Annotated in this window: 31 protein-coding genes and 1 tRNA gene; 27 read left to right on the top strand and 5 right to left on the bottom strand. The window is 64.6% G+C overall.

Going from position 1 to position 26359, the window contains the following annotated elements:
* Positions 1-17 precede the first annotated feature (17 nt).
* Positions 18-1715, bottom strand: a complete 1698-nt coding sequence (locus AC5I49_RS19970; protein ID WP_495789787.1) for a thiamine pyrophosphate-binding protein — start codon at positions 1713-1715, stop codon at positions 18-20.
* A 95-nt stretch (positions 1716-1810) separates the two neighbouring features.
* Here AC5I49_RS19970 and AC5I49_RS19965 point away from each other — a divergent pair, with 95 nt between their 5' ends.
* Positions 1811-2506, top strand: coding sequence for a GntR family transcriptional regulator (locus AC5I49_RS19965; RefSeq protein ID WP_310036531.1), 696 nt, complete (start codon positions 1811-1813; stop codon positions 2504-2506).
* A gap of 7 nt (positions 2507-2513) precedes the next feature.
* Here the strand turns inward: AC5I49_RS19965 and AC5I49_RS19960 are convergent, their stop codons facing one another.
* The 3 genes from AC5I49_RS19960 to AC5I49_RS19950 all read right to left on the bottom strand — a co-directional run bounded on the left by AC5I49_RS19960 (position 2514) and on the right by AC5I49_RS19950 (position 6017).
* On the bottom strand, positions 2514-3671 hold the full coding sequence (locus tag AC5I49_RS19960; RefSeq protein ID WP_495789786.1) for an esterase-like activity of phytase family protein: 1158 nt from the start codon (positions 3669-3671) through the stop codon (positions 2514-2516).
* A gap of 11 nt (positions 3672-3682) precedes the next feature.
* Positions 3683-5179, bottom strand: coding sequence for a glycerol kinase GlpK (gene glpK, locus AC5I49_RS19955; RefSeq protein WP_495789785.1), 1497 nt, complete (start codon positions 5177-5179; stop codon positions 3683-3685).
* A gap of 73 nt (positions 5180-5252) precedes the next feature.
* The gene (locus AC5I49_RS19950) at positions 5253-6017 is read right to left on the bottom strand and encodes a DeoR/GlpR family DNA-binding transcription regulator (protein WP_016452008.1); all 765 of its coding nucleotides are present in this window, start codon (positions 6015-6017) and stop codon (positions 5253-5255) included.
* A gap of 278 nt (positions 6018-6295) precedes the next feature.
* On the opposite strand from AC5I49_RS19950, the gene AC5I49_RS19945 reads away from it, so the two are divergent.
* The 25 genes from AC5I49_RS19945 (at position 6296) to AC5I49_RS19825 (ending at position 24159) form a co-directional block, all read left to right on the top strand.
* On the top strand, positions 6296-7375 hold the full coding sequence (locus AC5I49_RS19945; RefSeq protein ID WP_016452007.1) for an ABC transporter ATP-binding protein: 1080 nt from the start codon (positions 6296-6298) through the stop codon (positions 7373-7375).
* A gap of 1 nt (position 7376) precedes the next feature.
* Positions 7377-8459 (top strand): ABC transporter ATP-binding protein, encoded by a 1083-nt coding sequence (locus AC5I49_RS19940; RefSeq protein WP_016452006.1) that lies wholly within the window; start codon positions 7377-7379, stop codon positions 8457-8459.
* Positions 8456-9349: a carbohydrate ABC transporter permease gene (locus tag AC5I49_RS19935; RefSeq protein ID WP_034363482.1), complete on the top strand. Its 894-nt coding sequence runs from the start codon at positions 8456-8458 to the stop codon at positions 9347-9349. The genes AC5I49_RS19940 and AC5I49_RS19935 overlap by 4 nt, the downstream gene beginning before the upstream one ends.
* A 76-nt stretch (positions 9350-9425) precedes the next feature.
* Positions 9426-10241, top strand: coding sequence for a carbohydrate ABC transporter permease (locus tag AC5I49_RS19930; protein WP_013804448.1), 816 nt, complete (start codon positions 9426-9428; stop codon positions 10239-10241).
* 167 nt (positions 10242-10408) lie between these two features.
* Positions 10409-10717 carry a DUF2160 domain-containing protein gene (locus AC5I49_RS19925; protein WP_016449169.1) on the top strand — a complete coding sequence of 103 codons (309 nt, stop codon included), beginning with the start codon at positions 10409-10411 and terminating at the stop codon, positions 10715-10717.
* 100 nt (positions 10718-10817) lie between these two features.
* On the top strand, positions 10818-12551 hold the full coding sequence (locus AC5I49_RS19920) for an ABC transporter substrate-binding protein (RefSeq protein WP_126311186.1): 1734 nt from the start codon (positions 10818-10820) through the stop codon (positions 12549-12551).
* A gap of 345 nt (positions 12552-12896) precedes the next feature.
* Complete coding sequence (locus AC5I49_RS19915; RefSeq protein WP_016449171.1) at positions 12897-14486, top strand: glycerol-3-phosphate dehydrogenase/oxidase; 1590 nt, start codon at positions 12897-12899, stop codon at positions 14484-14486.
* A gap of 678 nt (positions 14487-15164) precedes the next feature.
* Positions 15165-15533, top strand: coding sequence for a 50S ribosomal protein L14 (rplN, locus tag AC5I49_RS19910; RefSeq protein WP_016449173.1), 369 nt, complete (start codon positions 15165-15167; stop codon positions 15531-15533).
* A 10-nt stretch (positions 15534-15543) separates the two neighbouring features.
* Entirely contained in the window at positions 15544-15864 is a 321-nt protein-coding gene (rplX, locus tag AC5I49_RS19905) for a 50S ribosomal protein L24 (protein WP_016449174.1), read from the top strand.
* A 10-nt stretch (positions 15865-15874) separates the two neighbouring features.
* Complete coding sequence (gene rplE / locus AC5I49_RS19900; RefSeq protein ID WP_016449175.1) at positions 15875-16414, top strand: 50S ribosomal protein L5; 540 nt, start codon at positions 15875-15877, stop codon at positions 16412-16414.
* 8 nt (positions 16415-16422) lie between these two features.
* Positions 16423-16728 (top strand): 30S ribosomal protein S14, encoded by a 306-nt coding sequence (gene rpsN, locus AC5I49_RS19895; RefSeq protein ID WP_012202967.1) that lies wholly within the window; start codon positions 16423-16425, stop codon positions 16726-16728.
* 20 nt (positions 16729-16748) lie between these two features.
* The gene (gene rpsH, locus AC5I49_RS19890; protein WP_016449176.1) at positions 16749-17144 is read left to right on the top strand and encodes a 30S ribosomal protein S8; all 396 of its coding nucleotides are present in this window, start codon (positions 16749-16751) and stop codon (positions 17142-17144) included.
* Between the two features lie 24 nt (positions 17145-17168).
* A complete protein-coding gene (gene rplF / locus AC5I49_RS19885) occupies positions 17169-17702 on the top strand; it encodes a 50S ribosomal protein L6 (protein ID WP_016449177.1) in 534 nt (177 codons plus the stop codon).
* Positions 17703-17713: 11 nt separating this feature from the next.
* Positions 17714-18079: a 50S ribosomal protein L18 gene (gene rplR, locus AC5I49_RS19880; RefSeq protein WP_012202970.1), complete on the top strand. Its 366-nt coding sequence runs from the start codon at positions 17714-17716 to the stop codon at positions 18077-18079.
* 15 nt (positions 18080-18094) lie between these two features.
* The gene (gene rpsE / locus AC5I49_RS19875; RefSeq protein WP_016449178.1) at positions 18095-18616 is read left to right on the top strand and encodes a 30S ribosomal protein S5; all 522 of its coding nucleotides are present in this window, start codon (positions 18095-18097) and stop codon (positions 18614-18616) included.
* Positions 18617-18630: 14 nt separating this feature from the next.
* Positions 18631-18813, top strand: coding sequence for a 50S ribosomal protein L30 (rpmD, locus tag AC5I49_RS19870; protein WP_012202972.1), 183 nt, complete (start codon positions 18631-18633; stop codon positions 18811-18813).
* 11 nt (positions 18814-18824) lie between these two features.
* Positions 18825-19256: a 50S ribosomal protein L15 gene (rplO, locus tag AC5I49_RS19865; RefSeq protein ID WP_016449179.1), complete on the top strand. Its 432-nt coding sequence runs from the start codon at positions 18825-18827 to the stop codon at positions 19254-19256.
* Positions 19257-19280: 24 nt separating this feature from the next.
* Positions 19281-20600: a preprotein translocase subunit SecY gene (gene secY, locus AC5I49_RS19860; RefSeq protein ID WP_012202974.1), complete on the top strand. Its 1320-nt coding sequence runs from the start codon at positions 19281-19283 to the stop codon at positions 20598-20600.
* 132 nt (positions 20601-20732) lie between these two features.
* A complete protein-coding gene (gene rpmJ, locus AC5I49_RS19855) occupies positions 20733-20846 on the top strand; it encodes a 50S ribosomal protein L36 (RefSeq protein WP_003050535.1) in 114 nt (37 codons plus the stop codon).
* 22 nt (positions 20847-20868) lie between these two features.
* The gene (gene rpsM / locus AC5I49_RS19850; RefSeq protein ID WP_012202975.1) at positions 20869-21234 is read left to right on the top strand and encodes a 30S ribosomal protein S13; all 366 of its coding nucleotides are present in this window, start codon (positions 20869-20871) and stop codon (positions 21232-21234) included.
* An 18-nt stretch (positions 21235-21252) separates the two neighbouring features.
* Positions 21253-21657, top strand: coding sequence for a 30S ribosomal protein S11 (gene rpsK, locus AC5I49_RS19845; RefSeq protein WP_012202976.1), 405 nt, complete (start codon positions 21253-21255; stop codon positions 21655-21657).
* 90 nt (positions 21658-21747) lie between these two features.
* On the top strand, positions 21748-22371 hold the full coding sequence (gene rpsD / locus AC5I49_RS19840) for a 30S ribosomal protein S4 (protein ID WP_012202977.1): 624 nt from the start codon (positions 21748-21750) through the stop codon (positions 22369-22371).
* Between the two features lie 112 nt (positions 22372-22483).
* A complete protein-coding gene (locus AC5I49_RS19835) occupies positions 22484-23482 on the top strand; it encodes a DNA-directed RNA polymerase subunit alpha (RefSeq protein ID WP_012202978.1) in 999 nt (332 codons plus the stop codon).
* Positions 23483-23668: 186 nt separating this feature from the next.
* Positions 23669-24061: a 50S ribosomal protein L17 gene (rplQ, locus tag AC5I49_RS19830; protein ID WP_012202979.1), complete on the top strand. Its 393-nt coding sequence runs from the start codon at positions 23669-23671 to the stop codon at positions 24059-24061.
* Positions 24062-24082: 21 nt separating this feature from the next.
* A tRNA-Met gene (locus AC5I49_RS19825) sits at positions 24083-24159 on the top strand.
* 82 nt (positions 24160-24241) lie between these two features.
* Here AC5I49_RS19825 and AC5I49_RS19820 read toward each other — a convergent pair.
* Positions 24242-24559, bottom strand: coding sequence for a hypothetical protein (locus AC5I49_RS19820; RefSeq protein WP_016449180.1), 318 nt, complete (start codon positions 24557-24559; stop codon positions 24242-24244).
* A 294-nt stretch (positions 24560-24853) separates the two neighbouring features.
* Here AC5I49_RS19820 and AC5I49_RS19815 point away from each other — a divergent pair, with 294 nt between their 5' ends.
* Positions 24854-26359, top strand: coding sequence for a DASS family sodium-coupled anion symporter (locus tag AC5I49_RS19815; RefSeq protein ID WP_016449181.1), 1506 nt, complete (start codon positions 24854-24856; stop codon positions 26357-26359).

Below are 26359 nucleotides of genomic sequence, written 5' to 3'. Positions count from 1 at the left end.
GTGCGTGGGGCCTGGCGTCAACCCATCCATTGGCTCACCGGCACGGCCGTGTCCTGGAGCTCTTGCGAGATCACATCCACCAGCGCCGGGCCGTCGTGCATCAGCGCAGCCTTGAGCGCGGCTTCGAGGTCTGCCGGGTCCTCCACGCGCCATGCCTTGACGCCGAAGGCCTCGGCCACGCGGGCATGGTGGGTGCGGTTGAAGTCGACGGAGAAGTAGCGTTCATCGTAGCCGGACTTCTGGCTGGCCTTGATCCAGCCGAACACGCTGTTGGAGAACACGATCATCTTCAGCGGCACGTTGCGGCGCACGATGGTTTCCAGCTCGCCGCAGGTGAAGCCGAAACTGCCGTCGCCCATGACCGCGACCACCACGGAATCGGGCTGGCCGATGGCTGCGCCAAAGCCGGCGGACATGGCAAAGCCCAGCGCCCCGTGCGCGCGGTTGGTGATGAAGTGCCGGCCGGCCTGGGGCGCGTCGAAATAGGCCGTGAAGTAGGGACAGGGCGTGCCGGGGTCGGCCACCACGATGGCGCGCGCGGGCAGCAGGCGGTTGAGCGTGTCCACCACGCACTCGGGCTTGATGGGGCGCTCCAGCGAGGCCGCCAGCGGCGCGAAGAAGGCCTGCTTGGCGGCGCGCGCGGTGGCCGCCAGCGCGGCGCCGTCCGCGGCATCGGCGGGGCGGCGGGCGATGCGCTGCTGCACGGCCGCGTGCAGCGCCTGCAGGCCCAGCAGGGCGTCGCCCACCAGGGCCACGTCGGTGCGGTAGTTGGTGCCTATGGTCATGGCATCCACGTCCAGATGGACGATGGTCACCTTGCGCGAGGGCATCTGCCAGTGCTCGGTGGTGGTGGAGCCGGCCCGGGCGCCGATGAACATCACCAGATCGGCCTGCGCCACCACGGCGCGCGTGGCCTCGACGCCGCCATTGGTGCCCACCACGCCGGCATTGAGCGGATGGCTGCCGGCAAGACTGCCCTGGCCGCTGACGCTGGAGCACACGGGCGCGTTGAGCAGGGTGGCCAGCGCATCCAGCGCGGCGCTGGCGCCCGCGATGAGCACGCCGCCGCCGCAGATCAGCACGGGGGAGCGTGCCGCCACCAGGTGGTCGGCCGCCTCGGCCACGGCCGCTGGATCGGGCGTGGACCGGTAGGCCGGATAGTGGTCATGCCCTGGCTGGGCCCAGACATCGGCCGGATCCAGCGCGTGCTTTTGCACGTCGTAGGGCAGGCAGATATGGGTGGCGCCGGGCCGGCCCGTGGTCATGGCGCGAAAGGCGCTGCGCACGGCATGCGGAATCTGGTCCACGCGGTCGATGGTGGTATTCCACTTGGTCAGCGGCCTGTACAGCGCCTGCTGGTCCAGTTCGGTCAGCGGGAACTTGCCACGCGCGCCCACGGAGACGTCCGAGGTGATGCCCAGCACGGGCACCGAGGATTCGTTGGCCTCGGCCAGGCCGGGCAGCAGGTAGGTGGCGCCGCCGCCGCTGGGGCCTTCGCACACGCCCACCTTGCCGGTGACGCGCGCATAGGCGTCGGCCATGTAGCCGGCGCTGCGCTCGTCCCGCGTGAGGATGTGGTCCATGCCGTGGTCCAGCCGCGCCATGGCGTCGTAGAAGGGCAGGCTGGTGTCGCCGCACAGGCCGAAGATGTGCTTGACGCCGTTGAGCTGAAGCATGCGGACCATGGCGTCGGCGCCATTGAAAGCGGTGGTCATGTCGGGAGTCTCCGGGCAGGTTGGCTGAGGGGTTTTTAAGAATCCATTTCAGTATACTTAAAAGTATCCAAAGCGCCAGAGGGCACAATGGCGCCATGAAAATCTCCAACATCCGCCACGAACGGGGCTCCAGCGTCTACAGCACGCTGCGTGACATGGCCATTTCCTACGAGTTCAAACCGGGCGAGCGCCTGAGCGAGAGCGAACTGGCGCTGCGCCTGGGCGTGAGCCGCACGCCCGTGCGCGAGGCACTGACGCGGCTGGTGGCCGACGGTTTTCTGCTGCCCGCCAGCCGCGGCTACATGCGGCGCGAGCTGGACGTGAAGGAGTCACTGGACCTGTACGAGGCCCGCGTGGCCGTGGAGCGCGAATGCGTGCGCTTGGCCGTGGAGCGCGCCACCGATGCCCAGATCGACGAGGCGCGGGCCTATCTGGAGCAGAGCCAGCGCGTGGCCTCCGACACGCCGGTGCGGCAGCTGGTGGACTTGGACGAGGGCTTTCACCTGCGCATTGCCGACATGGCTGGCAATGCCGAGCTGCGGCGCATGCTGGTGAGCCTGAACGAGCGCATCCGCTTCATCCGGTGGATCGACATGGAGAACGTGGGGCGCGCCTCCACCCAGCAAGAGCACCTGGAAATCCTGCAGGCCTTGAGCGACCGCGACGCCCAGGCCAGCGAACGCCTGATGGCCGAGCACATCGGCCTGCGGCGCGAGCAGATCGTGGAGGCGATTGCGCGCGGTCTGACGCGCATCTACCTGCCGCAGGAGCAGGTGCAGGCCACGCCCTGAAGCGCCTTCAGGGGGCGCAGGGCGTCGAGGGCCGGTAGGCGGTGACCAGGATCTGGTTGGCCTGCGCCGGGTTGAAGTTGTCGTCGCTGGCGAACACCAGCACGCGCGTGCCATCGGGCAGCGGCGGGCCCCAGGACATGGCCTCCATGTTGTCCAGCCGCCCGCGCTGAACCGTGGACAGGTCCGCAATCAGCTGCTTGGCTGCCACCTGCGGCGGGTTGCGCATGAAGCTGTCCATGGCCAGCGTATCGGGCGCTTGCAGGCCGATGCGGTACAGCCGCGCGCCAAAGCCGTGGCCCGGGCTGTAGGAGCGCTCCAGTACCAGCAGATGGTCGGGACCGTCCGGCAGGATTTCGCTGATGCCGTTGACCTCGCGCTGGGGCAGGGCCCAGCTGGCGGCCGGCACGGCATCGGGCTGGTAGGCGATCTGGCGCAGCAGCCGGCCGTCGTCCAGGCTGACCAGGCTGATGCGCACGGGCGCGCCTGCCGTGGCGGCGCTGGCGCGCGGTCCGTCCTGGCGCAGCGGCGCCTCCAGGGCCAGCCAGGCCTGCTGTCCGTCCGGCGTGACGGCCAGCCCCTCGAAGCCGAAGTTCGAGCGCAGGCCCGGCCTGCCGTCCTTGTCCTTGAATGCGTAGAACCACCGCGCGATCTGGCGGCCCGTGGCGTCGGTCCTCACCAGCGAGGTGCCAAAGCCCCGGCCCGGGTCGCCTTCGTCGGTCCACAGCAGGCCGCCGTCCGGCAGCAGGCGGATGGCTTCGGGGTCGGGCACGGGCTGGGTGGCGGGCGCGGCATGGCGCGGGCGCAGCCAGTGGCCTTCGGTATCCAGCAGCGGGTGCACTTCGGTGACCTGCGCCTGCCAGGGGTTGGGGCCGGCGCGCTGGCCCGCGTCCAGCGGCTCCATGCGCAGGCGCATCCAGCGCGCGGGGCCGCGTGCCGAGCGGTCATCGCTGATGGCCACGTAGTCGCCGCGCTGCGCGTCGTAGTCCAGGCCCGAGATGCCGCCTGTGATGGCGCCGTCGATGGGCTCGTCCCGCGCAAGGGTGGTGCTGCCCAGCCATTGCAGGCGTGCGCAGGCGGTGGGCTGCGGGACCGGCAGCGCCTGCGGTGGCGCGGCACAGCCTGCCAACCACAGGCCGCAAGCAACCAGGCTGGCAAGCCGGCGCAAGACAGTCAGCCTCAGGCCGCCAGCGCGGTCTGGGCCACCGCATGCTCCCAGCGCGCCATCAGCTCGTCGGCGCGGTGCTTGTCCAGCGTGGGCACGAAGCGGCGCTCGGCCTTCCACAGCGCCGACAGTTCCTCGGTGCTCTGGTAGATGCCCGAGGACAGGCCCGCCAGGTAGGCCGCGCCCAGGGCCGTGGTCTCCACGCAGGCCGGGCGCACGACGGGAATGCCCAGCAGGTCGGCCTGGAACTGCATGAGCAGGTTGTTAACGCAGGCGCCGCCGTCCACGCGCAGTTCGCTCACCGGCGCGCCGCCGCTGGCCACCGCGTCGCGGCTCATGGCCAGCAGCAGGGCGGCGCTCTGGAAGGCGATGGATTCCAGCGCGGCCCGCGCGATGTGGGCGATGGTGGTGCCGCGCGTCAGGCCCGTGATGGTGCCGCGCGCATCGGGCTTCCAGTAGGGGGCGCCCAGTCCGGTGAAGGCCGGCACCATCATCACGCCGCCCGAGTCGGGCACGCTCTCGGCCAGTTGCTGCACCTGGCCGCTGTGCTCGATGGCGCGCAGCCCGTCGCGCAGCCACTGGACCACGGCGCCGCCCACGAAGACGCTGCCTTCCAGCGCATAGGCCGGCGCAGCGGTGGGCTGTGCCGCAGCGGTGGTCAGCAGGCCGTTGGCAGAGGTCTGGAACACGCCGCCCGTGTGCATGAGCATGAAGCAGCCCGTGCCATAGGTGTTCTTGGCCATGCCGGCCGAAAAGCAGGCCTGGCCGAAGAGGGCGCTTTGCTGGTCGCCGGCCACGCCGCCGATGGCGATCTCGCCGCCCAGCACCTCGGCTGCCGTGCGGCCGAAATCGGCGGCGGAAGGCAGCACCTCGGGCATCAGCGCGCGCGGAATCTCCAGCAGCGCCAGCAGATCGTCGTCCCACTGGTTGGTGTGGACGTTGAACAGCATGGTGCGGCTGGCGTTGGAGACATCGGTCACATGGCGGCGTCCGCCCGTGAGCTGCCAGATCAGCCAGCTGTCCACGGTGCCGAAGGCCAGTTCGCCGCGCTCGGCGGCGGCGCGTGCGCCATTGACGTTGTCCAGGATCCAGCGCAGCTTGGTGCCCGAGAAATAGGCGTCGATCAGCAGGCCGGTCTTTCGCTGGATGGTGTCGGCATGGCCGGCCTCGCGCAGCTGGGCGCACAGCGGCTCGGCGCGGCGGTCCTGCCAGACGATGGCGTGGTGCAGGGGCTGGCCCGTGGCGCGGTTCCAGACCACGGTGGTCTCGCGCTGGTTGGTGATGCCCAGGGCGCGGATGTCGGCCGCCGCCAGCCCGGCCTTGGCCAGGGCCTCGCGCGCCGTGGCCAGCTGGGTGCGCCAGATCTCGCGCGGATCGTGCTCCACCCAGCCGGGGCGGGGATAGATCTGCGGCAGCTCCAGCTGGGCAGAGGCCACGATGCGGCCCTGGGTGTCGAAGACGATGCTGCGCGAGCTGGAGGTGCCCTGGTCCAGGGCAAGCAGATAGGTCATGGTGCGGTATCCAGGAAAAGCAGGGCCGGTGCGCGTGTCCTGTGCGGGCGGTGGCGCAGCGGCTGCGGAAAACTTATTGCGCCACCACGCATTGCACCTCGGCTTCGCGAAGCAGTGCGTCGAAGGGCGCAGGGGGCGCGGTATCGGTGAACAGGCGGTCGATCTGATCCAGGCGTGCCAGCTCCACCATGGCCTGGCGGTGGAACTTGCTGTGGTCGGCGGCCAGCCAGACCTCGCGCGACTGGGCAATGATGGTCTGGGCCACCTTGACCTCGCGCATGTCGAAGTCGCGCAGGCTGCCATCGGGCTCGATGGCCGAGATGCCGATCAGGGCGATGTCCACCTTGAACTGGCGTATGAAATCCACGGCGGCCTCGCCCACGATGCCCCGGTCGCGCGTGCGCACCACGCCGCCGGCCACGATGACTTCGCAGTCGGCGTTGGAGCTGAGGATGGCCGCCACGTTGAGGTTGTTGGTGATCACGCGCAGGCCCCGGTGCTTGAGCAGGGCCTGGGCCACGGCCTCGGTGGTGGTGCCGATGTTCAGGATCAGCGAGCAGCCGTTGGGAATGGCCTCGGCCACGGCGCGCGCAATGCGCGACTTGCCTTCGGCATGCAGCACCTGGCGCTGGGGGTGGCCCAGGTTCTCGACCGTGGCGCTGGGCACGCGCACGCCGCCGTGAAAGCGCACCATCAGCCCGGCATCTGCCAGCTTCTGAATGTCGCGGCGCACGGTCTGAAGCGTCACGCCCAGGATCTCGGCCAGCTGCTCCACCGTGGTGGACTGGCGGCTGCGGACTTCGTCCAGCAGCTGTAGTTGGCGGGGGTTGGTGTTCACGGCAAATCCATCGGAGGGGCGATCGGGGGGACGGGTGGATGGTCGGGCAGTCAATCGGGCCGGGCGACGGGTTTATAGCGCATTTGACGCGGCCAGCCGTGGGCTGGGGAACTTTAAAACGAAGAAAAAGGAACAGCACCTAGGGTATGTGTTGATGGGCTGCGATCCGGAAAGAACAAAAATGAAGACGTTCGGGCCTTCAAACGCGCTTTGGAGGCCCGCCTTTCTCCTTGTTCAAATGCTGCCCCGGTGGCGGCCTCGCCAAAAAGAGGGCAGTCGTGGAACTGGTGTTGGAGAGAATCAGCAAGCGTGTGGGCGGCCAGACCTGGCTGCACCCCATGCACCTGGAACTGGAAAGCCGCGCGGTGACCGTGCTGCTGGGCGCCACGCAGGCCGGCAAGACCAGCCTGATGCGCATCATGGCCGGCCTGGACGTGCCCACCGAAGGCCGGGTGCGCGTCGATGGCGTCGATGTGACCGGCATGCCCGTGCGCGAGCGCAATGTGGCCATGGTCTACCAGCAGTTCATCAACTATCCCTCGCTCACGGTGGCGGACAACATCGCCTCGCCGCTGAAGCTGCGCGGCGATCGCGACGTGGCGCAGCGCGTGCGCGCCCTGGCCGAGCGGCTGCACATAGAGATGTTCCTGGACCGCTATCCGGCCGAGCTGTCGGGTGGCCAGCAGCAGCGCGTGGCCCTGGCGAGGGCGCTGGCCAAGGGCGCTCCGCTGATGCTGCTGGACGAGCCGCTGGTCAACCTCGACTACAAGCTGCGCGAGGAACTGCGCGAGGAGCTGACCCAGCTGTTCGCCACCGGCAGCTCCACCGTGGTCTACGCCACCACCGAGCCCGGCGAGGCCCTGCTGCTGGGTGGCCACACGGCCGTGCTGCACGAGGGGGAGCTGCTGCAGTACGGCCCCACGGCGGAGGTGTTCCACCGACCCAATTCGCTGCGTGTGGCGCGGGCCTTCAGCGATCCGCCCATGAACCTGGTGCCCGCGCAGGCCGTGGACACCGGGTTGGAGCTGCCCGGCGGCGCGCGGCTGCCCATGGCGCTGCCGGTGGGCCTGGCCGCTGCCGGCCCCCTGACCCTGGGCCTGCGAGCCAGCGCGCTGCGCCTGCAGGCCCGGCCCGGGGATGTGGCGCTGCAAGGCGTGGTGGAACTGGCCGAGATCTCGGGGTCGGACACTTTCGTGCATGCCAGCACGCCCTGGGGCGAGCTGGTGGCCCAGGTCACGGGCGTGCACCACCTGGACCTGGGCAGCGCGGTCACGCTGCACCTGGATCCGGCCCATGCCTACGTGTTCGGCACGGACGGCGCGCTGCTGCTGGCGCCGGCGCGGCCCGGGGGACGATGAGATGGCCCGCATAGAACTCGATCTGGCCCACTCCTACAAGCCGAACCCGCAGCAGGACAGCGACTATGCGCTGCTGCCGCTGAGCATGGTCTTCGAGGACGGCGGCGCCTATGCGCTGCTCGGCCCCTCGGGCTGCGGCAAGACCACCATGCTCAACATCATGTCGGGCCTGCTGGTCCCCTCGCAGGGCAAGGTGCTGTTCGACGGCCGCGACATGACGCGCGCCACGCCCCAGGAACGCAACATTGCCCAGGTGTTCCAGTTCCCGGTGATCTACGACACCATGACCGTGGCCGAGAACCTGGCCTTTCCGCTGAAGAACCGCCGCATGCCTGCCGACCGCATCCGCGCCCGCGTGGGCCAGATCGCCGAGATGCTGGAGATGAGCGGCCAGCTCGACCAGCGCGCGGCGGGCCTGTCGGCCGACGCCAAGCAGAAGATCTCGCTGGGCCGGGGCCTGGTGCGGCCCGATGTCTCGGCCGTGCTGTTCGACGAGCCGCTCACGGTGATCGACCCCCAGCTCAAGTGGCAGCTGCGCCGCAAGCTCAAGCAGATCCACCACGAGCTGCGGCTCACGCTGATCTATGTGACGCACGACCAGGTGGAGGCCTTGACCTTTGCCGACCAGGTGGTGGTCATGACGCGTGGCCGTGCCGTGCAGGTGGGCACGCCGGCCCAGCTCTTCGAGCGGCCAAGCCATGCCTTCGTCGGCCACTTCATCGGCTCGCCGGGCATGAACTTCGTGCCGCTGCAGCAGGACGGCGGCCGGCTGCTGGCCGAGGGCCAGTACCTGTCCCTGCCCGCCGCACTGGCCAGCGTGGCGCCCGGCCTGCCCCTGAGCCTGGGCATACGCCCCGAGTACCTGACACTGGCCTCGGCCGACGCGCCCGGTGCCGTGGCCTGCACGGTGGAGCGCGTGCAGGACGTGGGCACGCACCAGCTGCTGGTGGCGCGCCTGGGCGAGCGGCTTCTCAAGCTGCGCTGCGGCGCCGACGCCTTCCTGCCCGCCGCAGGGCAGACCGTCTGGGTGCAATTGCAGGGCCCCCACACCTGCTACTACGTCAACGAGGAGCTGCAGGCATGAGCCAGACCATCAAGCCCGTCAACCAGAAGGCCTGGCTGCTGATCCTGCCGGTCATCATCTGCGTGGCCTTCTCGGCCATCATCCCGCTGATGACGGTGGTGAACTACTCGGTGCAGGACATCATCAGTCCCGACCGGCGCGTGTTCGTGGGCACGGAATGGTTTGCCCAGGTCATGCGCGACGAGGAACTGCACTCGGCCCTGCTGCGCCAGATCGGCTTTTCGCTGGCCGTGCTGCTGGTGGAGATCCCGCTGGGCATCGCGCTGGCCCTGTCCATGCCGGCCCAGGGCTGGAAGGCCTCGGCGGTGCTGGTCGTGGTCTCGCTGTCGCTGCTGATTCCGTGGAACGTGGTCGGCACCATCTGGCAGATCTACGGCCGCGCCGACATCGGCCTGCTGGGCGCGGCGCTCAACGCGCTGGGCGTGGACTACAACTACACGGGCAATGCCACCCATGCCTGGCTTACCGTGCTGGTCATGGATGTCTGGCACTGGACGCCGCTGGTGGCCCTGCTGTGCTACGCGGGCCTGCGCTCCATTCCCGACGCCTACTACCAGGCCGCGCGCATCGACGGCGCCAGCAAGTTCGCGGTGTTCCGCTACATCCAGCTGCCCAAGATGCGCGGCGTGCTGATGATCGCCGTGCTGCTGCGCTTCATGGACAGCTTCATGATCTACACCGAGCCCTTCGTGCTCACGGGCGGCGGGCCTGGCAATGCGACCACCTTCCTGTCGCAGTACCTGACGCAAAAGGCCGTGGGCCAGTTCGACCTGGGGCCGGCGGCGGCCTTCTCGCTGATCTATTTCCTCATCATCCTGCTGCTGTGCTTCATCCTCTACAACTGGATGCAGCGCGTGGGCACGGCAGACAAGGAAGGAGCAAGAGAATGACCCCCACGCTCCCTTCGTTCGCTGCCCCCTCGAGGGGTCTCGGCCTGCCTTGGGGCGGCCCTGCGGGAGGCCGGACATGACTGAAGACCGCCGTTTCCACAAGCGCACGCTGTTCCTCGTCGCCTACCTGCTGTTCGCCGTGCTGCCCATCTACTGGATGGTCAACATGAGCTTCAAGACCAACGAGGAGATCCTGTCGAGCTTCTCGCTGTGGCCCCAGCATTTCACCTGGGCCAACTACCAAACCATCTTCACCGACGCCTCCTGGTACTCGGGCTACATCAACAGCCTGATCTACGTGGCCATCAACACCGTGATCTCGCTGACGGTGGCGCTGCCGGCGGCCTATGCGTTCTCGCGCTACCAGTTCCTGGGCGACAAGCATGTGTTCTTCTGGCTGCTGACCAACCGCATGACGCCGCCGGCCGTCTTCCTGCTGCCCTTCTTCCAGCTCTACACCACGGTGGGCCTGATGGACACGCACATCGCCGTGGCCCTGGCCCACCTGCTGTTCAACGTGCCGCTGGCCGTCTGGATCCTGGAGGGTTTCATGAGCGGCATTCCGCGCGAGATCGACGAGACGGCCTATATCGACGGCTACTCCTTCCCGCGCTTTTTCCTCACCATCTTCCTGCCGCTGATCAAGGCCGGCGTGGGCGTGGCGGCCTTCTTCTGCTTCATGTTCAGCTGGGTGGAACTGCTGCTGGCGCGCACGCTGACCAGCGTGAACGCCAAGCCCATCGTGGCGACCATGACGCGCACCGTCTCGGCCTCGGGCATGGACTGGGCGACGCTGGCGGCGGCGGGCGTGCTGACCATCGTGCCGGGCGCCATCGTGATCTGGTTCGTGCGGCATTACATCGCCAAGGGGTTCGCAATGGGGAGGGTGTGAGGCACCCCCTGAGCGGCTTACGCCGCTTCCCCCTCTCTACCCGCTTCCGCGGGGGAGGGGGACGACACCCTCGGGGCGGGGCGGCCCTTCCTCGGTGTCCCTGGGCTGGGCTCTGCCGGTTTCGAGAAGCTGCTGTATTGATGCTGGATTTCTGAAAGGACTCGTCAATGTTTTCCTGGATGGCCTGGACGCTGCCGGTGGCGGTGTTCTTCAGTTGCATCGTGCTGATGCTGGTGGGCATGACGCTGTGGGAGTTGCGCAGCCCGACCGTGATGCGCAAGGGCTGGCTGCCGATGGCGACGACGCGCGGGGACCGGCTGTTCATCGGGCTGCTGCTGGCGGCCTATGTCAATCTGGCCTGGGTGGGGCTGGGCGAGAAGATGGCGCAGTGGTTCTCGCTGGAGGCCGAGCCTTCGGTGTGGATCAGTTTCGTGCTGTCCATGCTCGTGCTGGCCGTCGTGATGCGCAAAGGCTGATCACTTCATTCCATTTATCGACAGCCGGGTCCGAAGCTCCCCCGGGGCCCGCTGGTGCATGTGCATGTCGGGGAGACAGCAAGAATCTAGGAGACGGCAGATGAAACAACGACTTCACACCATCGCCCTCGCGGCGGCCCTGCTGGCGGCGGGGCAGGCGGCCTGGGCCGGAGAGGCGGAAGCCAAGAAGTGGATCGACGCGGAGTTCCAGCCCAGCACGCTGTCCAAGGACCAGCAGATGGCCGAGATGAAGTGGTTCATCGAGGCGGCCAAGAAGCTGCAGGCCAAGGGCGTCAAGGAGATCGCCGTGGTCTCCGAGACCATCACCACGCACGAGTACGAGAGCAAGACGCTGGCCAAGGCCTTCACCGAGATCACGGGCATCACCGTCAAGCACGACCTGATCCAGGAAGGCGACGTGGTCGAGAAGCTGCAGACCTCGATGCAGTCGGGCAAGTCCATCTATGACGGCTGGATCTCCGACTCCGACCTGATCGGCACGCACTACCGCTACGGCCGCATCATGAGCCTGACCGACTACATGGCCGGCGCCGGAAAGGACTTCACCAATCCTGGCCTGGACATCAAGGACTTCATCGGCACCAGCTTCACCACCGCGCCCGACGGCAAGCTCTACCAGCTGCCCGACCAGCAGTTCGCCAACCTCTACTGGTTCCGCGCCGACCTCTTCGAGCGCAAGGACCTCAAGGACAAGTTCAAGGCCAAGTACGGCTACGAGCTGGGCGTGCCGCTGAACTGGAGCGCCTACGAGGACATCGCCGAGTTCTTCACCAACGACGTCAAGCAGATCGACGGCAAGCCCATCTACGGCCACATGGACTACGGCAAGAAGGACCCGTCGCTGGGCTGGCGCTTCACCGATGCCTGGCTGTCCATGGCCGGCGCGGCCGACAAGGGCATTCCCAACGGCATGCCCGTCGATGAATGGGGCATCCGCGTGGCCGACGACAAGTGCACGCCCGTGGGCGCCTCGGTCTCGCGCGGGGGCGCCACCAACTCGCCGGCCGCCGTGTTCGCGCTCACCAAGTACGTGGACTGGATGAAGAAATACGCGCCCAAGGAAGCCATGGGCATGACCTTCGGCGAGTCCGGCCCCGTGCCGGCCCAGGGTCATATCGCGCAGCAGATCTTCTGGTACACCGCCTTCACGGCCGACATGACCAAGCCCGGCCTGCCCGTGGTCAATGCCGACGGCACGCCCAAATGGCGCATGGCGCCCGGCCCCAACGGGCCGTACTGGAAGGACGGCATGCAAAACGGCTACCAGGACGTGGGCAGCTGGACCTTCTTCAAGGACCATGACGCCAACCGCACGGCCGCCGCCTGGCTCTACGCGCAGTTCGTCACCGCCAAGACCACCAGCCTCAAGAAGACCATCGTCGGCCTGACGCCCATCCGCGAAAGCGACATCCGCTCCAAGGCCATGACCGACATGGCGCCCAAGCTCGGCGGCCTGGTCGAGTTCTACCGCAGCCCCGCCCGCGTGGCCTGGACGCCCACCGGCAACAACGTGCCCGACTATCCCAAGCTGGCCCAGCTGTGGTGGAAGAACGTGGCCCAGGCCGTCACCGGCGAGAAGACGCCCCAGGGCGCCATGGACAACCTGGCCGAGGAAATGGACCAGGTCATGGCCCGCCTGCAGCGCGCAGGCATGGCGCACTGCGCGCCCAAGCTCAACCCCAAGGGCGACCCGGCCAAGTGGCTCAGCGACAAGCAGGCGCCGTGGAAGAAGCTGGCCAATGAAAAGCCCAAGGGCGAGACGATTGCGTATGACACGCTGCTCAATGCCTGGAAAAACGGCAAGGTGAGGTGACACCCCCTGAGCCGCTGCGCGGCTTCCCCCTCTCTACCCGCTTCGCGGGGGAGGGGGACGACGCCCTCGCCGCGAGGCGGCTCTTGCTCGGCGTCCCTGAGTTGGGCCGCGCCGGTTTTGGACGGCATGCCCTGTGCTGGCATCGCAGTCCATCGTTGGGGCTTCCTGGGTCGCCAAAAACACAAAACGAAAGATAGCGAAGAAAAAAATACAAAAACGAGCGAAAATAGCGGAAAACCCGATTCCGTCCCCTTCGCATTGGGCGCAGGCGTGGCGTCCCGGGTGCTGACATGGCGGCTACATGGCGCCCTGTTAACTTGCCCCACATTCCTTCGTCGAAGATCCATGTCCCTCGCTGCTTCCCCTCTGCCCACCGGCCGCGCCGCCCTGCTGGAACGCCTGGCCCAGCCTGAAACCTACGATCTGGCCATCATCGGCGGCGGTGCCACCGGCCTGGGCGTGGCCCTGGACGCGGCGGCGCGCGGGTTCAAGGTCGTGCTGGTGGAGTCGCATGACTTCGCCAAGGGCACGTCCTCGCGTGCCACCAAGCTGGTCCATGGTGGCGTGCGCTACCTGGCCCAGGGCAACATCGCCCTGGTGCGGGAAGCGCTGCATGAGCGCACCACGCTGCTGCACAACGCGCCCCACCTGGCGCAGCCGCTGGCCTTCGTCATGCCGTCCTACAAGCTGCTGGACACGCCGTTCTATGGCATCGGCCTCAAGATGTATGACGCGCTGGCCGGCAAGGCAGGCCTGGGCGCCACGGAATTCCTTTCGCGCTCCAGCACCGTGAAGTGCCTGCCCACCGTGCGGCAGCAGGGCCTCAAGGGCGGCGTCAAATACTGGGACGGCCAGTTCGACGATGCCCGCCTGGCGCTGGCGCTGGCCCGCACGGCCGCTGCCAAGGGCGCGCTGCTGGTCAACTACTGCCCCGCACGTGAACTGCTGCACGAAGGCGGCAAGGTCGCCGGCCTGATCTGCGAAGACTCGGAATCCGGCCAGCGCTTCACGCTGCGCGCCAAGTGCGTGGTCAACGCCACCGGCCCCTGGGTGGACCTGTTCCGCCAGCAGGACGCCGAGGCCCAGGGCCGTCCCGTCAAGCCCATGGTCGCGCCCAGCCAGGGCGTGCACGTGGTCGTGGACCGCGACTTCCTGCCCAGCGACCATGCCCTGCTCGTGCCCAAGACGGCCGATGGCCGCGTGCTCTTTGCCGTGCCCTGGCTGGGCAAGGTCATCCTGGGCACCACCGACACGCCGCGCAACGACCTGGCGCGCGAACCCCTGCCTTTCCCCGAAGAACTGGACTTCATCCTCACCGAGGCAGGCCGCTACCTCACGCGCCAGCCCACGCTGGCCGACGTGCGCAGCATGTGGGTGGGCCTGCGCCCGCTGGTCAAGCCCCAGGACGACGATGGCGAAAACACCAAGAAGATCAGCCGCGAGCACACCGTCATGTCCAGCCGCACCGGCCTGGTGACCGTCACGGGCGGCAAGTGGACCACCTACCGCGCCATGGCCGAAGACGTGCTCTCCGAATGCTTTGCCATCGGCCGCCTGCCGCACCGCCCCGGTGGTGTCACGGCCCGCCTGCCGCTGGCCGGCGCCCCGGCCGAGTCCGCCGTGCACCACCGCATGAACCAGATCCAGGGCCTGCATTCCTACGGCACGGAAGCCTCGGCGGTGCAGGCGTTGCCGGGCAACGACGAATGGCTGGCCGACGGCCTGAACGAAGCCATGGTGCGCTTTGCCGCGCGCTTCGAATACGCGCGCACCGTGGAAGACGTGCTGGCGCGCCGCAGCCGCCTGCTGTTCCTCGATGCGCGCAAGGCCGCCGAAGTGGCCCCGCGCGTGGCGGCCATCCTCCAGGAGGAGCTGGGACACGACGCCGGCCTGGCGGACTTCATGCCGCTGGCGGCGCAGTACCTGCCTGCCTGATCCTGTCCATCTCCATGCACAACGCCCTGCAACGCAGGGCGTTGTGCTTTCTGCGGAAGACGCTTGCGCCACGCGTGATTGTCAAAATTGATGAATATATGTACTCGATTGGTTTTATGAATGAGAATGCAGTTCATGGCGCCCAGCTTCAGTGCCAGTGAACAGCAGCCAGCACAAGGCTGACGAGGGAGGGAAGCAAAAAGAAAGCGCTTGAAAGTGCGTTTTCCGCAGGGCAAGGGCTGCGCCCAAGCCCGACGCGGTGGCCCCAAAGCCGCTGCGCGGTCTGTGCCGTCGTCGGCGCGGTCCGTCCGCAGCCAACAATTGCGTTGAGTCTGCCACCCTTTGCCGAGCCCGCGTGGCTCGGCTTTTTTATGGGCGTCTCCGGTGGCATGGGCCGATCGGGAGGCCCGGGCGGCCCCTCGGTTGCCGGCGCCCTTGTGGGCGTTGCGCAACGCTGCCGGGCAGGGGCGGGAAAAGTCGCTAAGGGTTTGACGCGCAAAGGAATTTCTGGGACAATCCCATGCTTCACGTGAAAATCGTGAAGTTATCTGCCCAGTGGAAGCGCCGAGAAATGGTTTTCGGCGTGGACGACGGGCCCAAGACTGACTGGCTGCTCGCGGCCCTTGAGAAGACTCTGGGGCTGTCGGGTGTTTGCTGGAGCAAGTTGGGAATATTGAAATGATCCAAACAGAATCTCGGTTAGAGGTTGCCGACAACACCGGCGCGAAGTCTGTTCAGTGCATCAAGGTGCTGGGCGGTTCTCATCGTCGCTATGCGAGTGTTGGTGACATCATCAAGGTGAGCATCAAGGAAGCTGCACCGCGTGGACGCGTCAAAAAAGGCGAGGTCTACAGCGCGGTCGTGGTGCGCACGGCGAAGGGTATTCGCCGCGCTGATGGCTCGCTCGTCAAGTTCGACGGCAATGCCGCCGTGCTGCTGAACGCCAAGCTGGAGCCTATCGGCACCCGCATCTTTGGCCCCGTGACTCGTGAACTGCGCAACGAAAAGTTCATGAAGATCGTGTCCCTGGCACCTGAAGTTCTCTAAAGGAAGCACCATGAACAAGATTCGCAAGGGCGACCAAGTCATCGTGCTGACCGGCCGTGACAAGGGCAAGCAAGGCGTGGTCTCGGCTCGCAAGGACGACTCCCACCTGCTGATCGACGGCATCAACCTGGTGAAGAAGCACGTCAAGCCGAACCCCATGAAGGGCACCACCGGCGGCATCGTGGAAAAGGCCATGCCTATCCACCAATCCAACGTGGCCATCTTCAATGCAGCGACCGGCAAGGCCGATCGCGTGGGCATCAAGGTGCAAGCCGACGGCACGCGCGTTCGCGTGTTCAAGTCCAACGGCGCCGAAATCAAGGCGGCCTAAGGGGTAACACATGGCACGACTGCAAAAACTGTATCGCGAAAAGATCGCGGCTGAACTGAAGGAAAAGTTCGGCTACACCTCCACCATGGAAGTGCCCCGCCTGACCAAGATCACCCTGAACATGGGTGTGAGCGAAGCCGTGGCCGACAAGAAGGTGATGGACAACGCCGTGGCCGACCTGACCAAGATTGCTGGTCAGAAGCCCGTGGTGACCAAGGCCAAGAAGGCTATCGCCGGCTTCAAGATCCGCGAAGGCCAGGCCATCGGCTGCATGGTGACCCTGCGTGGCGTTCAGATGTATGAATTCCTGGATCGTTTCGTCACCGTGGCTCTGCCCCGCGTGCGTGACTTCCGTGGTATCTCCGGCCGTTCGTTCGACGGTCGCGGCAACTACAACGTCGGCGTCAAGGAACAGATCATCTTCCCCGAAATCGAGTACGACAAGGTGGACGCTCTGCGTGGTCTGAACATCAGCATCACGACTACGGCAAAGACCGACGACGAGTGCAAGGCACTGCTCGCCGCTTTCCGTTTCCCCTTCAAGAACTGAGGTGGCGCATGGCTAAAGTTGCATTGATTCAGCGCGAACTCAAGCGCGAAAAGCTGGCGGCCAAGTACGCTGCCAAGTACGCAGAACTGAAGGCAATCGCCGCTGACGCAAAGCGCAGCGACGAAGAGCGCGACGCCGCTCGCCTGGGCCTGCAGAAGCTGCCCCGTAACGCGAACCCCACTCGCCAGCGCAACCGCTGCGAGATCACGGGTCGTCCCCGTGGCACCTTCCGTCAATTCGGTCTGGGCCGCGCCAAGATCCGTGAACTGGCCTTCGCTGGCGACATCCCCGGTGTCACCAAGGCCAGCTGGTAAGCAAGCAGGAGAGATTAAACATGAGCATGAGTGATCCCATCGCTGACTTGCTGACCCGCATCCGCAATGCACAAATGGTCTCCAAGACCACCGTGACGGCTCCTTCCTCCAAGGTCAAGGTTGCCATCGCCCAGGTGCTGAAGGATGAAGGCTACATCGACGGCTTCCAAGTGAAGACCGACGCTGGCAAGTCCGAACTCGAAATTACCCTGAAGTACTACGCCGGCCGTCCGGTGATCGAGCGCATCGAGCGCGTGAGCCGTCCCGGCCTGCGCGTGTACAAGGGCCGCGACGCAATCCCCCAGGTCATGAACGGTCTGGGCGTGGCCATCGTCACCACTCCCAAGGGCGTGATGACGGATCGCAAGGCACGCGCCACCGGCGTGGGCGGCGAAGTGCTGTGCTACGTGGCCTAACGGACATTAAGGAGAAATACTGAAATGTCTCGCGTAGCAAAGACTCCCGTGGCCATCCCCGCAGGCGTGGATGTGTCCATCAAGGCTGACCAGATCAATGTGAAGGGCACCGGCGGCACGCTGTCGCTGGCCCAGAACGTTCTGGTGAAGATCTCCAACAACGAAGGCAAGCTGTCTTTCGAGCCCGTCAACGACTCGCGCGAAGCCAACGCCATGAGCGGCACCATGCGTCAGCTGGTGAACAACATGGTGGTGGGCGTGAGCAAGGGCTTCGAGAAGAAGCTGTCGCTGGTCGGCGTGGGCTTCAAGGCTTCGGCCTCTGGCGCCAAGCTGAACCTCGCGATCGGCTATTCGCACCCGGTGAACTTCGAAATGCCGGCCGGCATCACTGTTGCCACCCCCACGCCCACGGAAATCGTGGTCAAGGGTGCTGACCGCCAGGCCGTTGGCCAACTGGCTGCTGAGATCCGTGCCGTTCGTCCTCCCGAGCCCTACAAGGGCAAGGGCATCCGTTACTCGGATGAGAAGGTCGTGATCAAAGAGACCAAGAAGAAGTAAGGAGCTGCATTATGTTGACCAAGAAAGAGCAGCGTCTCCGTCGTGCCCGCCAGACCCGCATCCGCATTGCACAGCAAGGCGTGGCACGTCTGAGCGTGAACCGTACGAACCTCCACATCTACGCAAGCGTGGTGTCGGAAGACGGCACCAAGGTGCTGGCTTCGGCCTCGACTGCCGAAGCCGAAGTGCGCACCCAACTGGGCGCCATCGGCAAGGGTGGCAACGTGGCTGCCGCTACGCTGATCGGCAAGCGCATTGCCGAGAAGGCCAAGGCTGCAGGCGTGGAGAAAGTGGCTTTCGATCGCGCTGGTTTCGCATACCACGGCCGCGTGAAGGCTTTGGCAGAAGCCGCTCGTGAAGCCGGCCTGCAGTTCTAAGCGGAGCGGATAGAAATGGCAAAGTTTTCTCCCAAGGTGCAAGACGAAGGTCGTGACGACGGTCTGCGCGAAAAAATGATCGCGGTGAACCGCGTCACCAAGGTTGTGAAGGGCGGTCGTATCCTCGGCTTCGCTGCACTGACCGTGGTTGGCGACGGTGATGGCCGTGTTGGCATGGGCAAGGGCAAGTCCAAGGAAGTGCCTGCAGCCGTGCAAAAGGCGATGGAAGAATCCCGTCGCAACATGATCAAGGTGTCCCTGAAGAACGGCTCGATCCATCACACCGTGATGGGTCAGCATGGCGCAGCATCCGTGATGCTGAACCCCGCTCCCAAGGGTACCGGCATCATCGCCGGCGGCCCGATGCGCGCCGTCTTCGAAGTGCTGGGCATCACCGACATCGTGGCCAAGAGCCATGGCTCGTCGAATCCCTACAACATGGTCCGCGCGACTTTTGACGCTCTGAAGAACTCCACGACCCCTTCGGAAGTGGCAGCCAAGCGCGGCAAGTCGGTTGAAGACATCTTCACCGCCTGATCGGAGTCAATCACATGACAACGCAACAAACCGTGAAGGTGCAACTGGTGCGCAGCCCCATTGGCACCAAGGAATCGCACCGCGCCACCGTCCGTGGCCTGGGCCTGCGCAAGCTGAATAGCATCAGCGAACTGCAGGACACGCCTGCTGTGCGCGGCATGATCAACAAGATCAGCTATCTGGTCAAAGTCCTCTGAAAGGATTGATGATGGAACTCAATAGCATCAAGCCTGCAGCAGGTGCCAAGCATGCCAAGCGCCGTGTCGGCCGCGGCATCGGCTCCGGCCTGGGCAAGACTGCCGGCCGTGGTCACAAGGGCCAGAAGTCGCGTTCGGGTGGCTACCACAAGGTGGGCTTCGAAGGCGGTCAAATGCCTCTGCAGCGCCGTCTGCCCAAGCGTGGCTTCAAGTCGCATCTGCTGAAGTTCAACGCAGAAGTGACCCTGTCCGCTCTGGAACAGCTGGGCCTGGCCGAAGTCGATCTGGCAGCTCTGAAGCAAGCCGGTCTGGTTGGTGAAATCGCAAAGGTGGTCAAGATCATCAAGAGCGGTGAAATCAGCAAGGCTGTCAAGCTCAACGGCATCGGCGCTACCGCCGGCGCCAAGGCTGCCATCGAAGCTGCCGGCGGCAGCATCGCCTGATTAATGATCTGAAAGAAGACATCCGTGGCTACTAGCGCAGCTCAAATTGCAAAAACCGGAAAATTCGGCGATCTTCGCCGCCGTCTGGTTTTTCTGTTGCTCGCGCTGGTCGTTTACCGCATCGGGGCTCATATCCCCGTGCCGGGCATCGATCCAGCGCAGCTGCAGCAGCTGTTCAATGGCCAGCAGGGCGGCATTCTCAATCTGTTCAACATGTTCTCGGGTGGGGCGCTGTCGCGCTTCACGGTGTTCGCACTGGGGATCATGCCGTACATCTCGGCATCGATCATCATGCAGCTCATGACCTATGTGGTCCCTACATTCGAGCAGCTGAAAAAGGAAGGTGAATCGGGTCGTCGCAAGATCACCCAGTACACCCGCTATGGCACTCTGGGCCTGGCGATTTTTCAGTCCCTGGGAATTGCCGTGGCTCTGGAAAGCTCCGCAGGTCTGGTTCTGAGCCCCGGTTTCGGCTTCCGCCTCACGGCGGTGGTCAGCCTGACGGCCGGCACCATGTTCCTGATGTGGCTCGGTGAACAGATCACGGAACGTGGTCTGGGCAACGGCATCTCGATCCTCATCTTTGGAGGTATCGCCGCAGGTCTGCCGAGCTCCATCGGTGGTCTGCTGGAGCTGGTGCGCACCGGTGCCATGAGCATCCTGGCCGCGATCTTCATCGTTCTCGTGGTGGCAGCCGTGACGTACTTCGTCGTGTTTGTCGAGCGGGGACAGCGCAAGATCCTGGTGAACTATGCGCGTCGTCAGGTGGGTAACAAGGTGTATGGCGGTCAGTCTTCGCACTTGCCGCTGAAGCTGAACATGGCGGGGGTCATTCCTCCCATCTTCGCTTCCTCGATCATCTTGCTGCCGGCGACCGTTGTGAACTGGTTCAGTGCAGGGGAATCCATGCGCTGGCTGAAGGACATTGCTAGCACGCTGACCCCCGGTCAGCCGATCTATGTGATGCTCTACGCCACCGCCATCATCTTCTTCTGCTTCTTCTACACGGCCCTGGTGTTCAACAGCCGGGAAACCGCCGACAACCTGAAGAAGAGTGGTGCCTTCATCCCCGGGATCCGTCCCGGTGACCAGACGGCCCGCTACATTGACAAGATCCTGGTTCGCCTGACCCTGGCTGGTGCGGTGTACATCACATTCGTGTGCTTGTTGCCCGAGTTCCTGATCCTGAAGTACAACGTCCCGTTCTACTTCGGTGGTACATCACTGCTGATTATTGTGGTGGTGACCATGGACTTCATGGCCCAGGTGCAGAACTACATGATGTCGCAACAGTACGAATCGCTCCTCAAAAAGGCGAACTTCAAAGCGACACTTGGCAATTGAACTAAGTGATGGGCCTGGCCGGCGGTGCCGGCGGGTCCAGTAAGAGTTAGTAGACGCCCATTCGATCTATCCATCGCGGGCATGTTTCCCGGTCGATAGGCCGTAACGGATGTAGAGTTTTAGGAGAATGAAATGAGAGTTTCGGCTTCGGTCAAAAAAATCTGCCGTAACTGCAAGATCATCCGCCGCAAGGGTGTGGTGCGAGTGATCTGCACGGACCAGCGCCACAAGCAGCGCCAGGGTTGATAGGAAAGTTTGAGGACGAATAATGGCACGTATCGCTGGCATTAACATCCCGCCGCATCAGCACGCTGAAATCGGCCTGACCGCTATCTATGGGATCGGTCGCACCACTGCACGCAAGATCTGCGAAGCCGCTGGCATCGCATATTCCAAGAAAATCAAGGAACTGACTGACGGTGATCTGGAAAAGATCCGTGATCAGCTGACTTCCCTGACTCTGGAAGGTGATCTGCGTCGCGAAACAACGATGAACATCAAGCGTTTGATGGACATCGGTTGCTATCGCGGTTTCCGTCATCGTCGTGGCCTGCCCATGCGTGGTCAACGTACCCGCACGAATGCACGTACCCGCAAGGGTCCGCGCAAGGGTGCCGCGGCTTTGAAGAAATAAAGAGATTGAAAGATCACTATGGCTAAGTCTCCCGCAAACAACGCTGCACAGCGCGTTCGCAAGAAAGTCCGTAAGAACATTTCGGACGGCATTGCCCACGTGCACGCTTCGTTCAACAACACGATCATCACCATCACCGACCGCCAAGGCAACGCTCTGTCGTGGGCCTCGTCGGGTGGCCAGGGCTTCAAGGGTTCGCGCAAGTCGACTCCCTTTGCTGCCCAGGTGGCTTCGGAAGTGGCTGGTCGTGCTGCCATCGAACAGGGCATCAAGAACCTGGACGTCGAAATCAAGGGTCCCGGTCCCGGCCGTGAATCCTCGGTTCGCGCCCTGGGCGCCCTGGGCATCCGCATCACTTCCATCGCGGACGTGACGCCGGTTCCCCACAACGGCTGCCGCCCTCAAAAGCGCCGTCGTATCTAAGCTTTTTCACCAAGCCCACCGCCGCCCAGATGTGTAACATCGCGGGCGGCTCCCGTGCTTGTGCACGGCAGATGACACAAAGGAAATCAAGTGGCACGCTATATCGGCCCCAAGGCCAAACTCTCCCGCCGTGAAGGCACTGACCTGTTCCTGAAGAGCGCACGTCGCTCGATCGCCGACAAGTCCAAGTTCGACACCAAGCCCGGTCAGCACGGCCGCACTTCCGGTCAGCGTACTTCCGACTTCGGCCTGCAGCTGCGTGAAAAGCAGAAGGTCAAGCGCATGTACGGCGTGCTGGAAAAGCAATTCCGCCGCTACTTCGAAGCCGCCGACAAGAAGAAGGGCAACACCGGTGCCAATCTGCTGTCGCTGCTGGAGTCGCGTCTGGACAACGTGGTGTACCGCATGGGCTTCGGCTCGACCCGCTCGGAAGCGCGTCAGCTGGTGTCGCACAAGGCCATCACGGTCAACGGCCAATCCGTCAACATCCCTTCCTACATGGTGAAGGTGGGTGACGTGGTCGCCGTGCGTGAAAAGTCCAAGAAGCAGGCCCGCATCGTCGAAGCCCTGCAACTGGCTGGTCAAGTCGGTTTCCCCGCATGGGTGGAAGTGTCGGCCGACAAGGCTGAAGGCACGTTCAAGAAGTCGCCTGACCGCGACGAGTTCGGTGCAGACATCAACGAATCCCTGATCGTTGAGTTGTACTCGCGTTAATTCCGCGCAGCGACATTTCTGTAAAACCGTCCCCCAGCCGCGAGGCATCGCGCTGGGGTGCTTCACCAGCCTTACCGGTGTAACGAGCCGGGGGTATTGAGAGGAAGTCTGCATGCAAACCAATTTGCTGAAGCCCAAGACGATCAATGTCGAGCAGCTTGGCCACAATCGCGCCAAAGTTGTTCTGGAGCCGTTTGAGCGTGGCTACGGCCATACGCTGGGCAATGCCCTGCGCCGTGTCCTGCTCTCGTCCATGGTGGGTTACGCAGCGACGGAAGTGACGATTGCTGGTGTGTTGCACGAGTACTCGTCCATTGACGGTGTCCAGGAAGATGTGGTCAACATCCTGCTGAACCTCAAGGGTGTGGTGTTCAAGCTGCACAACCGCGACGAGGTCACGCTCTCCCTGCGCAAGGATGGCGAAGGCGTCGTGACGGCGCGCGACATCCAGACGCCCCACGACGTGGAAATCATCAACCCTGATCATGTCATCGCCAACCTGTCGCAAGGCGGCAAGCTGGACATGCAGATCAAGGTCGAGAAGGGCCGCGGCTATGTGCCCGGCAACGTGCGCCGCTATGGCGACGAGTCCACGAAGTCGATCGGCCGTATCGTGCTGGACGCTTCGTTCTCGCCCGTCAAGCGCGTGAGCTACGCCGTCGAATCGGCCCGCGTTGAACAACGCACCGACCTCGACAAGCTGGTGGTGGAGATCGAAACCAATGGTGCGATCACTGCCGAGGATGCCGTGCGCGCCTCCGCCAAGATCCTGGTGGAACAGCTCGCCGTGTTCGCTCAGCTGGACGGCGGCGATATCGCCAGCGTCTTCGATGCTCCGGCCGGTGGCCGTGGTGCCGCAACCGCCTTTGATCCCATCTTGCTGCGTCCCGTGGACGAGCTGGAACTCACCGTGCGTTCGGCCAACTGCCTCAAGGCAGAGAACATCTACTACATCGGCGACCTGATCCAGCGTACCGAAAACGAGCTGCTCAAGACCCCCAACCTGGGTCGCAAGTCGCTCAACGAGATCAAGGAAGTCCTGGCTTCCCGCGGTCTGACGCTGGGCATGAAGCTGGAGAACTGGCCGCCTGCTGGCCTGGAAAAGCGCTAAGCGCTATAATTGCGGGCTCTCCTTTTTGGAGAGCCTCAGTGCCTCGGGCAGTACCTGATACGGCTGCCCGAATTAATCAACAACTTGCGCAAATTCGGTTGAGGCAAGCTGCAGATCCGGTAACGGGTCCAGGCTTGTATCCTTGTTTGCGCAAGCCCTAATTACATATTTTAGGAATAAAGCACCATGCGTCACGGTCACGGCCTCCGCAAACTCAATCGCACCTCTTCGCACCGCCTGGCGATGCTGAAGAACATGATGAATTCGCTCATCGAGCACGAAGCCATCAAGACCACCGTTCCCAAGGCCAAGGAACTGCGCCGCGTGATCGAGCCCATGATCACCCTGGCCAAGGTCGACACCGTTGCCAACCGCCGCCTGGCATTCGACCGCCTGCGCGACCGCGACAGCGTGACCAAGCTCTTCAACGAGCTGGGCCCCCGCTTCGCAAAGCGTCCTGGTGGCTACACCCGTATCCTGAAGATGGGCTTCCGCGTGGGCGACAACGCCCCCATGGCCTTCGTGGAACTGGTCGAGCGCGCTGAAGAAGGCGCCGCCGAAGCCAAGGCAGCTGAATAATCTGCTATAATTTTGGAATACCGCGCGATGGAGCAGTCTGGTAGCTCGTTGGGCTCATAACCCAAAGGTCGGAGGTTCAAATCCTTCTCGCGCAACCAAATTGAAAAGGGCTACGACAACTGTCGTAGCCCTTTTTTCATGCCCTCGCGCCAGGGCAAAGGCCAGGCAGACAGCCCAGCATCAGCCGCCCAGCTGGTTGCCGATGCGCTGGCCCAGCCGCAGGCGCACGCGGTGGGCGATTTCCTGGGCGGCATCGGGGCTGAGCACCTCGCTGATGTGCAGCAGCTCGGTGTAGTGCATGTACAAGAGGCCGCGCAGGGTCTTGAAAGCGGCCTCGTGGTCGCCGCCGCAGACGCTGGCGTCATCGGCCAGCACGCGCTCCACCACGCCGGCCTGCAGCAGCGGGATCTTGCAGATGACGGCGTGGCGGGCGATCTCCAGGTCGATCTCCTGGAGCCGGCATTCCCATTCCTCGGGCAAGAATCGGTTGGCTGGCATGTCGGCTTTTCTCCTTTTTTCACTGCATGGGTACACCGGGGCGAAAGGCACCCGGTCTGGGGATGCTGTCATGTGAGCGGGGCTCGGTGGCCTGGGTCGCCAGGTTTACTGGCCCGGCCTTGATGCCTGTCAAACTTCGGTGGCGCAGGCGCCCGCTGGAAGCCGGGCTCATGCTGCACTGCATCATGATGTCAGTCATGCGGCGCGGCCGCCAGTGCCCGTGCAGGCTGGTGGGCTTTTGCTCCCGGCAGGCCATGCTCTCTCGGCGCCGCTCCGGCAACGCAAAGGATCCACATGCTCGAGAAGATTGCCTCGCTGTTCCGCTACTTCAAGTCGGCCGTGCCGTTCCGGCTGGTGCCGGCGCTGATCGCCACCGCCGTGCTGTTCGGGCTGCTGCTGGTGCCCGTGCCCGAGGGGCTGACGCCCAAGGCCTGGCAGCTGGTGGCCATTTTCCTGACCACCATCGTGGCCATCATCCTCAAGGTCATGCCCATTGGCGTGATGGCCTTGATGGCCATCGTGATCGTCTCGCTGTCCCAGGTCACGTCAGGCTCGTCCAAGGGCGCAGTCACCGATGCGCTGAGCAGCTTTTCCAGCCCGCTGATCTGGTTGATCGTGGTGGCCATCCTGATCTCGCGCGGCCTCAAGAAGACGGGGCTGGGCAACCGCATCGGACTGATGTTCATCGCGCTGCTGGGCAAGCGGACCATCGGCATCGGCTACGGCCTGGCGATCTGCGAGCTGGTGCTGGCACCGTTCACGCCCAGCAACACGGCGCGCGGCGGCGGTATCGTGCACCCCATCATGAAGTCCATCGCCAATGCCTTCGAGTCGGACCCGGCCAAGGGTACGCAGGGCAAGGTGGGCACCTATCTGGCGCTGGTCAACTACCACGCCAATCCCATCACGTCGGCCATGTTCCTGACCGCCACGGCGCCCAATCCGCTGGTGGTGGACTTCGTGGCCAAGGCCACGGGCCAGGCCCTGCACCTGAGCTGGACCACCTGGGCGCTGTACATGCTGCTGCCGGGCCTGCTGTGCCTGCTGCTGATGCCGCTGGTGATCTACCTGCTGTCGCCTCCCGAACTCAAGGCCACGCCCAATGCCGTGGAGTACGCGCGCAGCGAGATGGCACGCATGGGGCCGCTGTCGGGCAAGGAGCGCGTGATGCTGGGCACCTTCGGCCTGATGCTGCTGCTGTGGGCCAACGTGCCGCAGATGCTGTTCGGGCCTGCCTTCACGCTGGACCCGACGGTGGTCGCCTTCCTGGGCCTGTTCGTGCTGATCATCACGGGCACCATCGACTGGGATGACGTGCTGTCCGAGAAAAGCGCCTGGGACACGCTGGTGTGGTTCGGCGCCCTGGTCATGCTGGCCGAGCAGCTCAACAAGCTGGGCGTGGTGTCCTGGTTCGCGGTGGGCATGAAGAACGCCATCGTCGCCAGCGGCCTGGACTGGCTGCCGGTGGCGGCCATCCTGGTGGGCGTGTTCGTGTTCTCGCACTACCTGTTCGCCAGCACCACGGCCCACATCAGCGCCATGATGCTGGCCTTCCTGACCGTGGGCGCCCAGCTGATTCCTGCCGACTATGTCGTGCCCTTCATGCTGATGATGACGGCCGGCTCGGCCATCATGATGACGCTGACCCACTACGCCACCGGCACTTCGCCCATCATCTTCGGAAGCGGCTATGTCACGCTGGGCAACTGGTGGCGCGTGGGCGCGGCCATGTGCGTGATCGAGCTGCTGGTCTTTGCCGTGGTCGGCAGCGCCTGGTGGAAGCTGCTGGGCCTGTGGTGA

The sequence above is a fragment of the Delftia sp. genome, from assembly GCF_059499305.1.
The sequence above is the reverse complement of the archived record's forward strand: the minus strand, read 5'-3'. Positions and strand labels throughout refer to the sequence as shown.